13 protein-coding genes, 1 tRNA gene and 1 riboswitch are annotated in these 19,144 nt (G+C 58.1%); of the genes, 2 read left to right on the top strand and 12 right to left on the bottom strand.

The annotated features are described in order from the left end of the window. Positions 1-442 precede the first annotated feature (442 nt). The 7 genes from CLV89_RS04900 to CLV89_RS04870 all read right to left on the bottom strand — a co-directional run bounded on the left by CLV89_RS04900 (position 443) and on the right by CLV89_RS04870 (position 9,805). On the bottom strand, positions 443-1,546 hold the full coding sequence (locus CLV89_RS04900; protein WP_106162520.1) for a flagellar basal body P-ring protein FlgI: 1,104 nt from the start codon (positions 1,544-1,546) through the stop codon (positions 443-445). After that, a complete protein-coding gene (locus tag CLV89_RS04895; protein ID WP_106162519.1) occupies positions 1,546-2,553 on the bottom strand; it encodes a flagellin in 1,008 nt (335 codons plus the stop codon). The genes CLV89_RS04900 and CLV89_RS04895 overlap by 1 nt, the downstream gene beginning before the upstream one ends. 3 nt (positions 2,554-2,556) lie before the next feature. Continuing rightward, the gene (gene flgK, locus CLV89_RS04890; protein ID WP_106162518.1) at positions 2,557-4,005 is read right to left on the bottom strand and encodes a flagellar hook-associated protein FlgK; all 1,449 of its coding nucleotides are present in this window, start codon (positions 4,003-4,005) and stop codon (positions 2,557-2,559) included. Between the two features lie 51 nt (positions 4,006-4,056). Then, positions 4,057-5,325 (bottom strand): flagellar hook protein FlgE, encoded by a 1,269-nt coding sequence (locus CLV89_RS04885; protein WP_106162517.1) that lies wholly within the window; start codon positions 5,323-5,325, stop codon positions 4,057-4,059. Positions 5,326-5,455: 130 nt separating this feature from the next. After that, positions 5,456-6,295 (bottom strand): flagellar motor protein MotB, encoded by an 840-nt coding sequence (locus CLV89_RS04880; RefSeq protein WP_106162516.1) that lies wholly within the window; start codon positions 6,293-6,295, stop codon positions 5,456-5,458. A 230-nt stretch (positions 6,296-6,525) separates the two neighbouring features. Continuing rightward, positions 6,526-8,139, bottom strand: a complete 1,614-nt coding sequence (locus CLV89_RS04875) for a long-chain-fatty-acid--CoA ligase (RefSeq protein WP_106162515.1) — start codon at positions 8,137-8,139, stop codon at positions 6,526-6,528. A gap of 37 nt (positions 8,140-8,176) precedes the next feature. Next, complete coding sequence (locus CLV89_RS04870) at positions 8,177-9,805, bottom strand: GMC family oxidoreductase (RefSeq protein ID WP_106162514.1); 1,629 nt, start codon at positions 9,803-9,805, stop codon at positions 8,177-8,179. 279 nt (positions 9,806-10,084) lie between these two features. Between CLV89_RS04870 and CLV89_RS04865 the strand changes: the two genes are divergently transcribed. After that, a complete protein-coding gene (locus CLV89_RS04865; RefSeq protein WP_243394934.1) occupies positions 10,085-12,262 on the top strand; it encodes a methyl-accepting chemotaxis protein in 2,178 nt (725 codons plus the stop codon). A gap of 11 nt (positions 12,263-12,273) precedes the next feature. On the opposite strand, the gene CLV89_RS04860 is transcribed toward CLV89_RS04865, so the two are convergent. The 5 genes from CLV89_RS04860 to CLV89_RS04840 form a co-directional block, all read right to left on the bottom strand. Beyond that, entirely contained in the window at positions 12,274-13,068 is a 795-nt protein-coding gene (locus tag CLV89_RS04860; RefSeq protein WP_106162513.1) for an ABC transporter ATP-binding protein, read from the bottom strand. Then, entirely contained in the window at positions 13,058-14,065 is a 1,008-nt protein-coding gene (locus CLV89_RS04855) for a FecCD family ABC transporter permease (protein WP_243394933.1), read from the bottom strand. The genes CLV89_RS04860 and CLV89_RS04855 overlap by 11 nt, the downstream gene beginning before the upstream one ends. Continuing rightward, entirely contained in the window at positions 14,066-14,998 is a 933-nt protein-coding gene (locus CLV89_RS04850; protein ID WP_106162511.1) for an ABC transporter substrate-binding protein, read from the bottom strand. After that, on the bottom strand, positions 14,985-15,704 hold the full coding sequence (locus CLV89_RS04845; protein ID WP_106162510.1) for a hypothetical protein: 720 nt from the start codon (positions 15,702-15,704) through the stop codon (positions 14,985-14,987). The genes CLV89_RS04850 and CLV89_RS04845 overlap by 14 nt, the downstream gene beginning before the upstream one ends. Positions 15,705-15,791: 87 nt before the next feature. Beyond that, positions 15,792-16,006, bottom strand: a riboswitch (cobalamin riboswitch). 221 nt (positions 16,007-16,227) lie between these two features. Beyond that, positions 16,228-18,462 (bottom strand): histidine kinase N-terminal 7TM domain-containing protein, encoded by a 2,235-nt coding sequence (locus CLV89_RS04840; protein ID WP_243394940.1) that lies wholly within the window; start codon positions 18,460-18,462, stop codon positions 16,228-16,230. Between the two features lie 449 nt (positions 18,463-18,911). Between CLV89_RS04840 and CLV89_RS04835 the strand changes: the two genes are divergently transcribed. After that, positions 18,912-18,987: transfer RNA gene (locus CLV89_RS04835), tRNA-Thr, on the top strand. Positions 18,988-19,144: the final 157 nt, after the last annotated feature.

Genomic DNA, 19,144 nt, shown 5'->3' with positions numbered 1-19,144 from the left:
AAAGAAGCCCGGGTTGTCCAGCAGCCCGGGCTTTTTTTCATTTATGGGTCCCGCGAATTTCGAGCATGGCGCTGACGACCCTGGCACGCGACACGCCGACACCCGTCGGGCGGCGGCTCAAGCAAAGGACATCCACCTCGCTGGCACTCACACATGGAATCAGCGTTGGCTGTGCTGTGCTGTGCTGTGCTGTGCTGTGCTGTGCTGTGCTGTGCTGTGCTGTGCTGTGCTGTGCTGTGCTGTGCTGTGCTGTGCTGTGCTGTGAGATCATGGCCGACGGGCACCACGCCATCAATCCATCACAACTGCGCAAGCTAGACCATACCGCCCACAACCTGCGCATGATGATACTCGCCCCACTGCTCTCAGTCCTAGTCCTGCACAAAAAAGCACCCCGGGCGGGTCTCCCAGGGTGCTTCGTCAGGGGGCTGAGATCTGCGAGTTAGCGCACGACGAACTCCGCATGCAGCGCCCCTGCAGCCTTGAGGCTTTTCAGGATATCGATCATGTCGCGCGGGGATACACCCAGTGCATTCAGACCAGCCACTACCTCAGACAAAGAGGTCGTCTCGCGGACTTCGGCGAGTTGTATTCCCTCTTCTTCCTCCAATGCGGCACCGGTGCGCGGCACTACCACGGTTTCACCATCGGCAAAGGGGTTGGGCTGAGAAACCAGCGGCGCTTCTTCCACACGCAGTGTCAGGTTGCCCTGGGCCACGGCTACATGAGAGATACGCACATCACTGCCCATGACAATGGTGCCAGAACTTTGATCCACCACGACACGCGCCTTGCGCTGCGGCTCTACCAACACGTTCTCCATGCGGCCAACCGCATGGGCGGTCGAACGTGCGTTGGTGCGCTGGATATTGACCTCAACAGTGCCGGAGTCACGCATCACTGCAACATTGCGACCAAACTCGCTATTGATTGCACTTTCGATGCGGCCTGCAGTCGTGAAATCCGGCTCTCGCAAGGCCAACCGCATGGAATCGAGCGAAGACAGGTCAAAATCGATCTCTCGCTCGACCCGCGCGCCCGACGGGATCACGCCGGACGTCGGCACACCCTTTGTCACGGTCGCGGCCTCACCTTCGGCCACCGCACCGCCGGCCAGGATCGTGCCCTGCGCCACTGCATAAATTTGCCCATCGGCTGCGTTGAGAGGCGTCATAATCAATGTCCCGCCCAAAAGGCTGCTGGAATCACCGATCGCAGACACCGTCGCATCAATCGTTCCGCCCACCCGCGCGAAGGGCGGCAGGGACGCGGTTACAAACACGGCCGCCACGTTTTTGGGTCGGAACTGCTCGCCACTCACGTTGACGCCGAGGCGTTCGAGGATGTTGGTCATGATCTCTTCGGTGAATGGTGAATTGCGCAAACCATCCCCGGTACCATTCAGACCAACCACGAGGCCATAGCCCACCAGATCGTTGCCTCGGACCCCGTCAAATTCGACTAGGTCCTTGAGGCGGATTGCATTGGCCTGCGCCAGCGTCGGCAGCAACAGACATGTCATCAGGATATGAAGGAGTTTGCGCATTACATGTAGTTCAACAGGTTAAGCTGCGAGGACCGCACGGTGATCGAGTAGAGCGCTTCCAGCTGGAACTGGACCTCCTCAACGCGACTCGCGGTTTCAGCAGGATCAGCCAGGATCAGATCGTTGAGGGTCGTGGCCATGGATGTGAAAGCGGCGGTATTGCGGGTCTGTGTTTCCTCGATCCGCGCCTGAATGAAGCCAAGATCGGACTGCACATCCGTCAGGCTGGTCTGCGCATTCATCAGTTCAGTGCCAGCCCGCGCCACCAGAGCCGAAGATTCCACCGTGGACAGATGGCCAAGATAATCCTGACTGCCCAGCGCCCCAAGTGCGAAGCTTTTCATGGCCTGTTTCAGACGCTCATCGTCGGCACGGAGGGCGAAGTTGACTTCTTCATTTACGCCGATCCGCACGGCGCTCATGTTGTCGGTCGAACCATTATACATGATCGCATCAAACCCCGCAGGATCCGCGAACCAGTCCTGCACCGCCTGGACGATATCATCCTCGTCCGTCAGCGCGCCGACTTCAGCAACCAGTGCTGTCATCATGGTGTCCGCACTTTCCAGCGGCGATGTGCTGGTGTCGGTACCGGCAAACAGGCTTCGTCCGGACAGCTGACCATTCAAATTAGAGATTGCCTCCTTCAAATAGGTCATAGATTGAGAGGCCAGCTCCTGCGCGGTGGTGTCATTGGCCGTACTGGACAACGAAAGGATATCCGCACCGAGGTTCAATGCATTGTCATTGATCCGTTCGAGGTAGTCCTGCGCAGTAGAAGAAAATAGCGCGGCCTCTTGCGCTGCGACCTTGTAACTGTCCATTTTCGAGATTGAGCGCTCGAGATCCGCAACAAACCCGAGATCACCGCCAAGGCGTGCCGGCAGGTTCGACGAAACGCCCGTACTCATTTCCTGGGTCAGCGTGTCCAGGGTCTTGTTCAATTCTACCGAACGACCGCGCAGAAACAGAAACTGCGCCATATCACCAAAAGATTGCACATTCATAGCTTAGAGCCTCATCAGTTCCTGCATCATTTCATCGATCGCCTGGATCATCCGGGCGTTCGCGGCATAGACCGTTTCGACCATCATCAGCGTTTGAAGTTCCGAGTCGGTATCAACGCCCTGCTCCAATTCGCGAGCCTGGATGTCGGAATAGATGGCCGACGAGAAAGCCAGTTGCTGCTCCGCCCAAGTGTTTTCCTGGGTGAAATTGGTCATCAGGTTCGCAGCGATCGAATAAGCGCTGTAGTCACCAGACCCCAACCCGGGCGACGAGATCGTATTTGTTGCATCCAGTGCGGCGCCGTAGTTGTTGAGGATCGTTGTATCCCCACGATTGCCGATCGCTGCCGCATTCAGACCGTCACGCAAGCGCCAGGTTTCTGCATCACCACTCATGGCGATGACGCTGTTGATCTCTATCCGATTGGCGATACCCAATTCGTTCGTACTGTCATAGTAGGCCGCGTTATCGGTAAATATGCCCGGGTCTGTGGCACCAAGCGTGGGATCCACGGTCGGATCCTGGAAACGCTCAATCAGATCGCCCGCCATTGTGTCCAGATCGTTCTGCGCCTCTACCGCGGCAACATCGCGAACATGGAATTGCGCCGCGAGACTGCCGCCACCGATTTTGCCGTCGATGGATGTATCGATGGACCTGCCATCAATCTCCAGACCTGACAGCTGCCCATTGCCGATGGACATGTAAGGCGTGACCAGAGACGTCTTATTGAAGGAGAACTCAGCGACAGAGCCACCGTCGATCAGCTTGATACCTGACGTGGTGTAAAGCGCAGTCTGATTGTTGTCCCGCTGATACACCTGAACCGGGATGACCTCGTTGATGGAGTCAATCAGGTTGTCACGCCGATCTTGAAGGCCAGACGGATCCTGGCCGCGGATCTCCGCAGCAAGAATTTTCTTGTTGATCTCATTGAGGTTCTCAAGGTCCGTTTCCAGACCATTGACCAGAGCGTTGATAGACCCTTCGGCCTTGTTTCTCAAGGTCGCAACACCATCCGCCGCATCCCGAATGGACATTGCCAGTTCTTCAGCCTGCATGGATAGATCATTGAGGCGCGCGTCCGAGTCCGGCAAGGAGGTCGCCTCGATCAGGGCGGTCTCCATATCCGTCAGCCGTTGCGCAACCGAGTATGCATCGTTCACTGTCCCGACCCGATCAGCAACCTGTGCATAGAAGCTGGAGGTGACCGAGTTGGAAGCGTGAGTTGCCTCTGCCGACCGCACGCTCTTTTGAATAGCAGGGTCGATCATGCGCTGCACCGACCCGATGCTCACGCCGCCGGCTGCGCCGTTCGAACTGAGATTCAAAGTGCGGCGATAGTACCCTTCAGTCAGGGCGTTCGCGAGATTGTCTGACACTACCGACGTCGACCTGCTGGCCGCCGTGATACCGGTCATCGCGCTATTGAGGGCGGTCGAAAGAGACATCCCAGATCACCTTCTGTGATTACATATTATCATTTGAAAGCGCTGATTTTATCAGCGCTTAATGTTTGTGGTTTCCTGCAGCATCTCATCGACGGTCTGAATGACCTTCGCGTTGGAGGAATAGGCGCGCTGTGTTTGAATCATCGAGGTCAATTCAGTCGCGACATCGGTTGCCGACTCTTCCTGACGGTAGCCAGCCACGGTTCCAGTCGGTCCGGTGCCCGCATCCCACAGGTAGAACGCACCACTGTCAGGCGATGGCCTGAAAGTCTGACTGTCGAGAGAGCTCATCCCATTTGCGTTCGGCATGTCAGCAAGAGGAATCTGATACACGACACGGCTGCTGCCGTTTTCGTAGAGAGCGTGCACAAACCCGCCCTCATCGACCTCGACACCGGCAAAGCTGGCAGCCTCATAGCCGTCCTTCTCAATGGTAGCAGCAGAGAATGCACTCGAGAGCTGGGTCATCACACCGATTTGAACCTCGATCGGGCCGCTGTCGGTGGTCACGATGATGGTACCGGAAGTGGAATCATAAGCACCGCCGGTGGTCGTGGCGACAGTGTCGAGCGTGCCTTTGCCGGTTGCGGAGTCGTCAAATGTCAGAGTGTAGTCCCCGACAACCGTACCCGTCGCACCATCTGTGAGGGTCATTGACCATTCATTGTCGTTCACACCCGTTGGCGTGTAAACGATATCCAGATCTTGTTGACCGCCCAGGTTGTCGAAGTACTGAATGGTATTCTCTTCGGAACCGCCCGCAGCGCCTGTCACTGCACTCTCAGCTGGCAAATTGACGCCAAGGCTCACCGCCGTCGTCGGCGCGGCGCTCAACTGGGAAGTATCGAATTTGATCGCCTCAAGCGGATCATCGGTGTCACGAGCAACGGTGGGAATTGAGCCATCTGCATTAGCTGGCCAACCCATGAGCACAAGCCCAGACGACGTCGCCAGATAACCTTCCTCATTGGTCCGAAAGGAACCGGAAGTGGTCAAGAGCATGTTCGGATCACCGCCCGCTTCCACCTCAGCGAGGCTTGCGACGGGGATAAAACCTTTTCCGTCAACAGCAATGTCGGTGGAGTTGTTGGTGGAGATCAGGGAACTGCGCTCGTCAATCATGCGCATGTTGCCGACAGAGACCCCACCCGCGGCGTAGGTGCCACCGGACTGCGAGATGACCATGGATTCAAATGAGGTCACTACGCGCTTGTAGCCGGCGGTCGAGGAATTCGCGATATTATCTGAAATGGCCGCCAGGCGGCTGGAGTTCGCGGCAAGCCCGGCTACGCCAGCATTCAGCGAAGAGGAAATGGTCATTAGATACGCCTTTCTGCTGCATCTTGAGTTTTTTCTCGCTGTCAGGATTAGCGCGCTTGTACTTAACGCGCGGCTAACAGATAAAATCCTATCTATCTGCTAGCCGCTTTTGCCTTTGTTTTATGGCCGATTACTTCCGCAGAAGCGTGATGCTGATGCGATTGTTCCGCGCAGCCATCGGATTCTGGGAGGCGAGGTCGCGATCTGCGTAACCGGTCACGCGGGAGATTCGCTTGGATTTCATACCGCCCGTCTCCAGCAGCTCCCGGGTCGCATTGGCACGGGCGTGAGAGAGGGCCCAGACCGGGTTGTTGGCGATGACCACAGGGGTCGAGGCCACATGCCCACCGATCGCCACGTCATTCTCGACCGCCGCCGTAACCCGAGCCACCATCCGCAGCAGATCGCGCATCATTACGTTCGGACGTTCCGTACCGGTTTCGAACAGCTTGGCATCGTCGGTCTCGAAGAGTTCGATGATCAAACCTTCATCTGTCACACGGGTCACGATATGGCGCGCCATATCAATGCTGACCATGCTTTCGCCCCCGCGTCCCATCAGCTCTTCTTCGATCTTGCGGAAGCTCGCCTCTTCGGCCTCGTCATTCTGCTGGCTGTCGGCGACACCGGAGTCACCCTGCGCCCGAGACGCATCTGTCGGGTTTTCCTTCGTCGCGCCAATGCCGTTCTGAGGTTTCACATCCTCAGTGAACATGGTGTCGCCCTGAAAGGCGCCATTACCACCGCCGGATACGCGGCTCAGCGGAATGGACGGTGAAAAATAGTCCGCCAAACCCTTGCGTTGCTTTTCCGTTGTCGCGTTCAAAAGCCACATGAGAAGAAAGAAAGCCATCATCGCCGTAACGAAGTCGGCATAGGCCACTTTCCATGCGCCGCCGTGGTGACCATCACCACCGACAACCTTTTTCCGCTTGATAATAATAGGAGCTACGTTGCTCTGAGCAGTCATGTTCCCACCACCTTTTCTGTTCACCCAAAACCGGGATACAGAGGGGTTCCTTAACCAGGTCTTAACAGATAAAATTGGCCCCAGTAACACACCTAAACGTATGGTTTCCAAGGCAAAATTGAGGCCATCCTGGCTTTTCGGGGGAAGACTTGTGGCAGGCTACGGGCGGTAATGTGGCCCCTTTGCGGCGGGGGCCGAGGCGGGTCAAATTCCCGCCTCCTTTGCCGCCATCACAGCAGCATGTCACGATACGATTCGCGGAGCTTGTTCTTCTGAACCTTGCCGGTTCCACCGAGCGGCAGAGCCTCCACGAACACCACGGCGTCCGGGACCTGCCACGAGGCGACCCTGCCATCATAGTGTTTAAGAAGCTCTACCTCCGTGAGCGTATCATCAGATTTTACCGCAATCAGTACAGGGCGTTCGTCCCACTTGGGGTGACGGGCCGCGATCGCCGCTGCCTGAGCAACGCCCGGATGCGACATGGCGATGTCCTCCAGCTCCACCGTGGAAATCCATTCACCGCCCGACTTGATGATATCCTTGGAGCGATCCCGAATGATCATATAACCGTCGGCATCGATGGTCGCGACGTCGCCGGTGTCGAACCAACCGTCCTCGGTGAGCGCCGGCTGCTCCTGTCCGAAGTAGGTATCAACGATCCAGTGCCCCCGGATCTGCAACTCCCCCTGCGTCTTGCCATCCTCGGGCAGGGCTGCACCCGTTTCATCGACGATGCGCAGCTCTACGCCAAAGGGCGGACGGCCCTGGCCTTCGCGGATCGCGCCTTTCTCGGCATCGCTCAGCGCGTGGTGCTTTTGCAGGAGTTGATTCAGGGTCCCAAGCGGGCTGGTCTCGGTCATGCCCCAGGCGTGTATCAGCTCCACCCCGTAGGTGTCGCGGAAGGTGGGGATCATCACTGTCGGCAAGGCGGAGCCGCCCACCACCGTGCGTTCCAGGCTCGGAACTGTGCTGCCAGTGGCTTTCAGCGCCTGCAGCAGCCCCATCCAGATCGTCGGCACCCCCAGAGCGATGGTCACCTCCTCGGCATCAATCAGCCTCACCAGGCTTTCGCCATCAAGGTTCGGCCCCGGCAGCACCAGCTTGGCCCCCACCGCGGCGGTGATATAGGGCACCCCCCAGGCATTGACGTGGAACATCGGCACCACCGCCATCACGCTGTCACGCGCCGCCAGCGCCAGCCCATCGGGCTGGTTGCCGCCCAGCGAGTGCAGCACGGTGGAGCGATGGGTATAGAGCACACCCTTCGGATTGCCAGTGGTGCCTGAGGTGTAGCACAGGCTGGAGGGGGCGTTCTCGTCCAGATCAGGCCAGCTATAGTCACCGCTCTCTGCGGCCAGCAGGCCGTCGTAGAACAGCAGCCCGTCGATCTGCGCGGCGGCTTCGGCGTCTTCCGGCCCCATCAGCACCACGTGGCGCAGCTTTGGCAGATGTGCTCTGAGCTGGGCCACGGCAGGGACAAAGGTCGCGTCGATGAACAGCACCTCGTCCTCGGCGTGGTTGATGATGTAGATCAGCTGCTCGGGCTTCAGGCGCGGGTTCAGCGTGTGGCAGACATAGCCCGCACCCGCGACACCAAAATAGACCTCCAAGTGACGGCGGTTGTTCCAGGCGATCGTGCCGCAGCGGGTGCCCGGTTTTAAGCCGAGCCTGTCCAGTGCCGCCGCCAGTTTTCGCGCATTGCTGGCGACATTGCCCCAGGTCGTATGCTCGACGCCACCGGTTGTCTCGACCGAGGCCACGGTGGTGCCGGCATGGTACTTGCCCGCATGTTCGATCAGTGAACTGATGGTCAGCGGTTGCGTCATCATCTTGCCCAGCATGGGGTCTCCTCCTTATTGTTCTGTGTTGCCTGTTGTGTCAGGGCCCGTCGCGCGCAGGCGCCGGGCGGCCCAGGATCATGTCGGCAGCCTTTTCGGCGATCATGATCGTGGGCGCGTTGGTGTTGCCGCCAATGAGACGCGGCATGACCGAGGCGTCAACCACCCGCAGGTTCCTGAGGCCGCGCACCCGTAGCTCCGGATCGACCACAGCTTGCGCGTCGGTGCCCATCCGGCAGCTGCCCACCGGGTGATAAATAGTGTCGGCGCGGGCGCGGATATGGCCTTCCAGTGCGGCATCATCGGGTTCGGCATCAATGAACAGCTCCTTTGCCAGATAGTCGGCCAGCGGGGCTTGCGCCATGATCCGACGGGTGAGGCGCACGCCCCGCATCAGACCGTCTAGATCGTCGCGCTCCGCCAAAAATTGCGGGTCGATCACCGGAGCCGCCAGCGGATCGGCAGAGGCCAGCGATACGCTGCCTCTGGATTTGGGCCGCAACAGGCAGACATGGCAGCTGATCCCATGGCCAAGATGCAGCTTGCGGGCATGATCATCGACGATCGAAATCACAAAATGCAGCTGGACGTCGGGACGATCCAGTTCAGGCATGGTCTTCAAGAACGCCGCTCCTTCGGCGAAAGGCGTGGCGATCATGCTGCGCCCGGTGCGGCGCCATTCCAGAACCTCCCGCAGCAGCTTGGCCCCAGCGGCCAGCGAAATACCAAAGTTGTCCTTGTCCCGCGTCTTGTAGGCGAGGGTAAAATCAAGGTGGTCCTGCAGGTTCTGCCCCACGCCGGGAAGGTCGTGCCGGACCTCGATCCCATGCGGTTGCAGATCCTGCGCCCGGCCCACACCAGAGAGTTGCAGCAGTTGCGGCGAGTTGAACGCACCGCCACAGAGCAGGACCTCACAGCGCGCGCTCACAGTCTTGGTCGTCCTGCCCTGCCTGAATTCGACGCCGGTGGCGGTCTTGTTCTCAAACAGGATTCTTGTGGCCTGCGCCCGGGTCAGCACGGTCAAATTCGGACGTCCCATCACCGGGTGTAGATAGCCCGCCGCCGCCGAGCAGCGCTCCCCGTTGCGGGCGGGATCGTGGAACTGGGTCACCTGGTAGTGGCCTATCCCCTCGTTGTCGCCACGGTTGAAATCTTGCGTCCGGCGGATCTGCAGCGCTTCACCGGCCTGAACAAAAGCCTCGGTGACCAGACGGGGCGCTTTCTGCTGACTGACCTGCAGCGGACCCTGCTCCCCATGCAAGGCATCGTCGCCCAGCTCGTTGTTCTCGGCCCGGCGGAAATAGGGCAGCACATCCTGCCAGCTCCAGCCGGGGCAGCCGAGGTCGGCCCATTCGTCATAGTCCTGCGCATGGCCGCGTACATAGAGCATGGCGTTGATCGCGCTCGACCCGCCCAGCGCCTTGCCCCGGGGCTGATAGCCGCGCCGCCCGTTCAAACCGGCCTGCGGCACCGTCTCAAACCCCCAGTTGTTGATCTTCGGGCGCCCCGGCAGCATGGCGACAACCGCTGCTGGCACCCTTACCAGAAGGCCGTCGCCCTTCCCGCCCGCCTCCAGCAGACAGACCGAGGTTGCGGGATCGTCAGAGAGGCGCGCCGCCAGCACCGATCCTGCAGATCCACCGCCGACAATCACGTAGTCAAACTCCATGACATTCCTCCTCCGCCACGCGGCACACAGCTGCATCTCCCCTGCGCTGATCAGCACGCAGAAGGTGTGCCCTGTCTACTTTTACGGTGCGTCAGGGAACTGAGCCCTCCACAACCACTGTTTGGAAAACTTGAAATCCAGACAGAGGCGCTTTCCACGTTTGGCTACAATTCCACTGAAAAACATGCCTCCCACTGTCTACGAGAGGTTCCCATCAGAACGATAGCTTAACTTATTCTCGATATAAAAATGGCATCGAAACTGTACATGAGACACGCGATGCCCATGAGTATCTCCATCCGTACCGCAATCCTGTCCATCGTCGGACTGGCGGCCCTCATCATGTTTTCTCTGATCGGCCTGTCCTTTTACACACACGATGCGCGGGACGGCCACCAGACTGAAATCGAGAAAATTCAGGAACTGGATGCGACGATCGTGCAGCTGGAACTGGCATTCTTGCAGGCACGCCGAGCGGAAAAGGACTTTCTCCTGCGCTTGGGCGACGCCGATGTCGCGCGGCACGCGGATGTCATTGCACATCTGAACGAGACACTGCTTTCTGCACAAACACAGTTGGGCGAGCTCAATGGCTTGGACCAGTCCGCGGCAGATCTAACGGCTCTTCAAACCGCCGTGACCGCCTATGCGACCAGCTTTGCCGATGTTGTGGAGAGCAACAGGGCGCTCGGCTTTGATGAGACAACCGGACTACAGGGACAATTGCGTAAGGCAGTTCACGAGGTCGAGGAAAGCCTGAAGAATACAAGCTATCCGGAAATGCAGGTAAAGATGCTGATGATGCGCCGGCATGAAAAAGATTTCATAATGCGGCAGAACACAAAATACCTGGACCGGCTGAACGCCCGGGTTGACGAATTCCGCAACTTCCCGATCTCCTACTATGACAGCGCGGACCAACAGGCGGAAATCGAGCAACTCTTGACCCACTACCAGGATAGCTTCAGCGCCTATGTCACAGAGACCCTCAGCGCAAAACAGCTGACCGAAACATTGTCTGATCGATATGCTGCAGCAGAACCGATCCTTGCCGGGATTTTGCAAAATATACACCAGCGTCGAGAAGAGGTCGTCATCACCTCAAAGGCGGCGCAACAGGTTCTGGTGCAACGCGCGGCTGTCGCAGGTTTGATTGGGCTTGCCATATTCGTGACGCTGGCCTTTACCCTCGCTCAGAAGATTGCGAAGCCCTTGCTGCGCGTGCAAACAGTTCTGGAAAAAATGCTGGCTGGACAATTCGACGAGGAGACCCCTCGATCCGCCATCAGAGAAGTGAAGGCTGTCTGCAATGCAATCGAGAACTTTCGGAAGGGACAGCAAGAAAAGGACCGTCTTTCCACCGAAATTTCCAAAGTCATAAGCGCCTGTGCGGAAGGGGATTTCTCACTGCGCATTCCGATAGAGGATGACAGCGGGGACTTCGCCGTGCTTGGCCATGGGGTCAACGCGATCGGCGACGTGGTAGAAAGAGGTCTTGGCGATGTGCGGTTCACGATCAATGCCCTATCTCAGGGTGACCTGACAGAACGCATGCCGGACAACCACAAAGGCGTGTTCTCGGAAATATCAAGCGCAGTGGACGAATTGAGCCAGACACTTACCGAGGTGATCAAGCAACTTGCCGAAAGCAGCGTCACACTGAACCACACGGCCAACGAAATCGCATCCGCTTCGCTGGATGCCTCCAAACGGGGTGAGGACTCTGCCGCATCGCTGGAAGAGACTTCAGGTGCGATGCAGGTATTGAGCGATGCCGTGAAAGGCACGGCGTCCAATTCAAAGCAAGCGCATGCCTTTGTACAGGACGCACAAAATCGGGTGAACTCCACGCTTGTCGTAGCTGAGGAAACCACCGCCTCGATCAACCGAATTCGCGAGGCTTCCGAGGCCATCAGCAAGATCACCGATATGATCGAGGGCGTGTCGTTCCAGACAAACCTCTTGGCGCTGAATGCGGGTGTCGAAGCCGCGCGCGCCGGCGAAGCAGGCGCGGGATTTGCAGTTGTTGCATCTGAAGTGCGAGCTTTGGCGCAGCGCTCTGCTGATGCCACCGAGGAAATCAACCAGTTGATCCGTCATAGCTCCAACGAGGTAACCCAAGGCGTGGAGCTTGTCAGCCGCACCGGCATAGAGCTGAACGCAATCAAGGAAACGGTCACGAACATGGTGACAATGGTGGACCAGATCGCGGCCGCCACGGTGGATCAGTCAAGTAGCCTGACCGAGGTCAATTCCGCGGTGACCCAGCTCGATCAGAGTTCGCAGCAAAACGCTGCCATGCTCGAAGAAACAGCAGCATCGGCACAATTGTTGCGCAACGAAGCCGCAAAACTCGTGGCATCCGTCAAACGCTTCAAGATCGAACAGGATACGCCGCGTTCTGCTGGTGCCGACCAAGGTTGGGATGAGATGCACCGCTCCGACAAGGTCGCCTGAAGGGCGCAGCGCTACTCGGCAACATGCATCAACGGCGCGGGGGCGGACCTATCGTCAAGGACCGGCCCCTCCAGTCTGAGACTATGCCCCTCAAGAACACCGTCCACCCGATAGTAGCGGCACAGGACATCTCTGGTCAAAACCGCGGCAGGCTCTCCCTCCGCGACCAGAGCGCCATCACACATCAAATGCACATAGTCACAGTAGCGCGCAGCGATACCGAGGTCATGAAATGATACGATGGCGGTACGTCCTCGCCGCTTCACCTCATCGAGCAAGCGCAGCTGGTAGTGCAGATCCAGATGGTTGGTTGGCTCGTCCAGCACATAGACTTCGGGATCACAGGCCAGAAGCTGCGCGAAGTAACATCGCTGCAATTCCCCGCCGGACAGGCTCTCGGCATCCTGCTCCGCCTTGTCGGCCAGTCCCACCAGCTGCAATGCGTCTTGTGTCGCGCGTCCCCGGTCTCGGGCGGTCATTGCGCGCATGGTCAGCCCGATTTCCACAATATCAGCTGGCGTCAACCCGGACAGCAAGCCACCGCCCTGCACCAATGCGCCAACGCGTCGGGACCATGCCGCTGGGCTGAAACCCTGCTGCGGCTGGCCATCCAGCAGGATTTCGCCTGCCTGCGGCTGCAACGCACGGTAGAGTGCCCGCAATACGGTGGTCTTGCCCGCCCCGTTTGGCCCCAGCAGCCCATGGAAACGACCACGACCGACCGACAGTGACAGGTTGCTCACGTAGGGCAGACCTCCAACCGCAATGGAGAGATCGCGAATTTCAAGGATGGGATCAGCGGACACGTGACATACCTCGCAATATGTAGATGAACGGCGGCGCCGCCAGCAACGCCAGCAGGACTCCAAGCGGAAGCTCTTCCGGGGCCAGCACAACCCGACAGGCCAAGTCGACAAGGATCAAGGTCACCGCCCCCAACACCATTGCCTGCGGAATCAAAACTCGGTGACGGGCGCCCACCAGCAAACGTCCCATATGGGGCAGGATCAAGCCGATAAACCCAACGATACCCGCAACCGCGACAGCCACACCTGTCAGAGCGACGGTAATGAGAAAAACAAGGACGCGCATACGTCCCACATGCACCCCAAGCGACAGCGCACGCTCATCACCGAGAAGTGTCGCATCCAGTTTTGACGTCGTGAAGAGGGCCAAAGCCAGGGACACAAGCAACACCGCAAACAACAGCGGAAGTTCCTGCCAATCGGTCCCTGCAGCGGTTCCCATCAACCAGCCCATGGCGTTGCGAGTCGCGTGGGGATCACCGACATAGAGGAAAAACGCGGTCAATGCCTGGAACATCAGGGACACGGCAACTCCGGCCAAGATCACCACCAACGGGTCGAGCGACCTCCCGCGCCGGGTGGATAGGCCGATGGTCAAGAGGAACGCGGATGCCGCGCCCAGAAATGCAATCAACGGCAACCCAAGCGTCGTCGTCACACTGGCGGGAAACCAGATGATCGCCCCCACAGCCGCCGCCGACGCACCGGAGGACAACCCCATCAGGTACGGGTCGGCCATAGGATTGCGCAGCGCAGTCTGCATCAACACCCCTGCAAGCGTCAGCCCCGCACCAATCATGCCAACCGCCAGCACACGTGGGACACGCCACTGCCAGATGATCAGAGACAGACCGCGCGGGGCGTCCTCGCTCCGCATGAGAATCGCCAACCGCTCGCTCCATGAGATCTCAGCCGTCCCCCATAGGATACCGGCCGCCATCGCGAGGAACAACGCAACGACGGACAGCGGCAGCAACAGTGGCGATCCCCGTGACACTTACTTCAATCCGGCGAGTTGGCGGTTCACGGTCTCGACCCCATCGACAAATCGCATGCCCAGCAGGGTTTCGGAAAAGGGCACGGTCACGAAGCGCCCTTCTTTCACCGCCCGAAGCTCACTCAGTACCGGATCGGTCTCCATATGCGCACGCTTGTCCGCAGCCGTGGACCAATCCGCTTCGATTAACAGGATCATATCCGGGTCGGCCGCCATCACACGCTCCCACGACAAGTCCACCCAAGTACCAGGCACATCGGCGCTGATACTCTCTAGCCCGGTCAGCCTGGCCAGCAACGCAGGGCCACCGCAACACCCGATCGAAAACGGCGTATCGGTGCCGCTATCATAGATGAATGCCGTTTGTTCCGCGCCTGCCGGGTCCTCCTGCACCACATCGAGGCGTGCCTTCAGCCCCGTTACAAGCTCTTCAGCACGGGCTTCGACCGCGAACAGCTTTCCAACAGTTTCGATGTCATGAAAGATCGGCTCGACCGTCAGCGGAACATCCTTCGGGTGTTTGACCTTGCAGGAGGCATCCACAAGATAGGTCCCGATACCCAGCCCGTGCCACTTCTCTGCCGCGCCCAGGTTGTCCTCGGAAAACGCTGACCCAAATCCTGCAAAAAGAAAGTCTGGTTCCTTCGCCAACACCACCTCGGCGGCTGGGTATTTCTCTGCCAGCACGGGAATACTGTTATACGCGGCCTGCCATTGCTCCGGAATTGCGTCGTCCAGATAGGCCGTACCGACCAGAGATTTCTCAAGCCCCAAGGCCAACATGACTTCTGTAGCCTGCTGGTTCAGAGTTATGGCCCGGGATGGCACGCTTTCAAACGTATGAGACACGCCGCAGCTTTCGACTTTGATAGGATCAGCGTTTGCGGCGGAAGCAAAAAGACCAAGCGGCAGCAGCAGGCTACGCAGTTTCATGGGAGACTCCAGTTTGATGGAAAATAAGTGATTCAAGCCTGCCACCGCGCGCAAGAACGGTGGCGACAAAATTCTGAATGTCCGCACGGTCCGCCATGCGATACCAGTCGCCACGCGGGTAGTGCACGATCACCGGGCCGGCGTTGCAGGGAAAAACACAGCCCGTCGTGGTGACGAGACAACTGTCCCCAAGCCCCGCCCGACGGATTTCGACTTTCAGGACGTCGGCGAGATTTGGGGCGTCTTTCACGTGACAGCGAGGCCCCGTGCAGACCAACAAGTGGTGCTGATGAGATGGCGGCAGGTCCCAGCCCTTGCCTCTTTCCCCCTTTGGCTGCTCAGAAATTCGGCGCATTGGCAGCTCAGCCCGGGCGACTGCAGTGATCACGCCCATGTCACTTTCTGGGCTGGCAGCAAAATACAACTCGGGCACTGGCAGGTCCTGCCGGGCAAGCCATGCGCCTGCAGCCCCGGGAAGCCATTTCTCCAATGACTGCGAAAACGGCAACCCCACGGGCCGCAGATCAATTCGTGTTGCGCCGCGTGCGCGCAATTCATCAAGAGCAGACCAGAGGCCCGCACCTTCCGCTTCCAGCCGGATCGCCAATGCAGGACCCGCAGTTGCGCCTTCGAGCTTTTGTGCCAACATGGCAAAGCGTCGCGCGCTCACATAGGTGGCGGAAATCAGGTAAAGATACGCGTGCATACCAACCTCCTGACAGGAGACGGGTCGCTGCGGTTCATAAGACCTTTGGCATCTGTCATCACGTCCTCCGCAGGCCCACCGCCCGCTTGGTTTACAGTCGTGATGGCAGGTCTCCTGACTTGCGGATCATTGCGCTCTCGTCCCTTCCCGATCCCGGTGGATCAGTGGTGCGTGACGGGGCACTTGCCGCTTACAGTTGCGGGGGCAGTTTCGGATTTGGCGCCTCTGGGCTCCTCCTCACCGAATTCCCTTTTCATCCCACTTGCCTTTGGCGTCGGGGAACCATCGCCCCTCTCTTGCGTCAGCAGCGCAATCCCTGTCAAGCGGCATGGCGAAACTGTCGTCGTTGCTTCAGACTGCATGATCACGCGAAAATATCGATGCCACGTGCGCCGAGGTAGACCACTCAATCACCTCCCGGGAGAAGGTCTCGTGCACAGAGAGTGGTATGGAGCCTGTTCTTGACTGTCTTGTTTGCGCAATAGGTCCTGCCCGATGCGGTCTGCCCGCCGGGTCATGCCGGTTACCGCGGCAACGCCGCCTTGTCTTCGGCGCACTGCGCGACCTTGCGGCGAACGGTTTGGATCATCTTAAGAAATGGCTCTTTGGACACCGGCTTTGCCAATACCTCATCCATGCCCGCCGACAGGTAGTGAGCCGATTGCTCCGGCATCGTATTCGCCGTCACGGCCACAATAAACCCGGGCTCGCGCGCGCCTGCCTGCTCCAGAGAACGGATCCGTCGAGTGGTCTCGACCCCATCCATTCCAGGCATTTGAATATCCATCAAGATGATATCGAAAGCCAGATCCCGCGCCAGTTCGATTGCTTCTGCTCCACTTGAGACGGATTGAACCCGGCAGGATGATGAGGACAGGAACTTTTCCAAAATGAACCTGTTTGTCTTGTTGTCGTCGACCACCAGAACATCCATCACGGGCATAACGGGCAATACATCTGAGAACGCGTCAGGGCGGTTTTCGAGATCCAAGATATCATCTGCCGGGATCAAGGGCAGTCTGATTTCGAATACCGCACCCTTTGGAGCGGAAGGTGCCAGCCGCAATTCCCCCCCCATCAGATGACAAAGCTCTCGGGAGATTGAAAGCCCCAGGCCAGTGCCACCGAATTTTCGCGTATCACTGCTATCGGCCTGACGAAACGGCTGGAAGATCGCATCACGAGCCTCGTCGGGCACCCCAGGCCCGGTATCGCTGACACGCACCAATAGGGTCATGCCATCGTCAATGGCTGTGGCGCTTATCAAAACCTGTCCGACTTCGGTAAACTTGACGGCGTTTGAAACGAGGTTGTGCAGTACTTGTCGAAACCGGTGAACATCCCCGTTGATAACCTTGGGCAAGCTGTCCTCGATGTCGACGCTCAGCGTCAATCCCTTCTCGCCCGCCGTTGCCGCGAACAGGGAGCCTGCGCCCTTGACGATGTCTCGCAGAACGAAGGGGCTGTTTTCCAGCACCATCTGCTCTGCTTCGATTTTGGACAGATCAAGCACATCCCCGATCGTTGTGAGCAGAACTTGCCCGGAGCCTTCGATGACCTTCAGGTATTCCTGCTGCTCGTTATCCAACACAGTGTCGCTCAATACCGATACCATCCCCAGCACGCCATTCAGTGGCGTGCGTATTTCATGGCTGACATTGGCGAGGAAATTGGTCTTTGCGCGGTTTGCGGCCTCCGCATGTGCCAGCGCTTCACGAAGCGCCTCAGCGGAACGTTCTCTCTCGGTGATGTCGACAAGAGAAACCAGCCAACCCAGTAACGGCGTCTTGGTCTGGATCGGACTCTCGATCAAAGCCGTGCGTAAATCGAAGACACGCCCGCCGAACCTGATCGGCTTGAGGCATTGGATTTCACCCGTCTTGCAGAGGTCGCTCAACATTGGTCCAACTTGGTCTAGCTGGTCGAGGGTCATCCCCTGATGCAAAATTGGCTCCCTGAACACATTCCTTGCCGCAGGGTTTGCGTCCGCAAGGCGTCCATCCGCGTCCATCAGGATCACTGGGTCGCGGGTGGCATAGAACATGAGGGTCCGCCCCTGAGATGCGGTGTCCATCATGGAATTGTTCACGAGAAGCCAGCTCAGCGCTATGAGCGAAACTGCAAATGTGAAGGGAGTCGGATCGAAGCCGAAAACAGTTAAATCCCACGCAATATAGGACAGGTTTGCCGCCATCGGTGCCGCGGTGATAATGATCAATGCCGCCAAAAATGGGCGGATCACATTCTTTGCTCTCAGAAAAGCAAACGTGAGCACCCCTAAAGCAATCACGAGAAATACATAGAGACCCGCGGCAACAACAAAAAACAAAGGGCCATGATCAAATTCGACATAGGTGTATGCCCCCTCGGTCACAAGCCGAGTATCCACACCATAGAGTAGATGTGTCTGTGCGTTCGTAAGAGCAATCGCGCTGACCAAAATGGGCGGCGACATATAGGCAAAAAGCCGGAGCGTTCGCCTTCTTTGGCGTGTGTTTGAGGTGTAATCGCAGACAAAGAATGTCCACGCGACCGGCAGCACGACGATCCCCGGCCAAGCCGCCAGCGACCATCCAATTTTGCAGGTTTCGCTCGGTGAGGCCAAGTCTAAAACAACGGTAAAAAGCCACCACAACATCGCGGTCAAGGTCAGAACAAAGGCCAGTTGCCCTGCGAATGAGTTGTTTCGTGTGATCCGAAACAGCACAACAGAACACACCACCCATAGGGCAGCTGCAGAGCCAGAGGCCAGATTCATTTCCAAGTTTAAAAGGCAGGTCATAATCTACCTTGCCAAATCAAGTCTACAGAATGTAACGCGCGATACTTGGGTCACATTGGAGCTTTTTGGGTTAAAATGCGAGTGCTGCGTAACCGTCACAAAAAACAAACGAACGTACGCAGAATGTGAGAGAATTGCTACCGTTCGGTTAACTGGACCCGATTCCTAGATTTCAAAATCTCTTCATATTCTCGCCAAGGCGCCTATCAGACTTTCTCCGACCCGACCGCGCCTGAGGCCTATTTGCAACGAACGCTCGACGCCGTTTCATTTTGACGGGCCATTCATGAAACGCATGCAGCGCGATGGACGAGGTTCACACCGAACAGATTGGATTGATCGACGGCCTACGACGAATTCTTGGCAGAGTTCTGTGAATCTGGCTTGAAGGGTTCGCCCGATGCGTTTAAACGGGCTGGCGCTTCGCCTCAATAGCTCAGCTGGTAGAGCAGGTCCTTCGTAAGGACAAGGTCGGGGGTTCGAGTCCCTCTTGAGGCACCACCTACAACTTTTATTGTGGTCGGGATTGCGCAAATACCTTCTGAAACCAGTATGGTAGCTGGGCTCCATGAGCGAACCTACACCGCCAGCCGACTCCGTTGTACAAATCTTCTGATGATTAGGCTCCCCCTTTCCCGGACGGAATTATCCTACGGCC

The sequence above is a fragment of the Tritonibacter scottomollicae genome, from assembly GCF_003003215.1.
Lineage (GTDB): Bacteria > Pseudomonadota > Alphaproteobacteria > Rhodobacterales > Rhodobacteraceae > Epibacterium > Epibacterium scottomollicae.
Note: the sequence above shows the minus strand (reverse complement) of the source record. Positions and strands in the feature narration are given on the sequence as shown.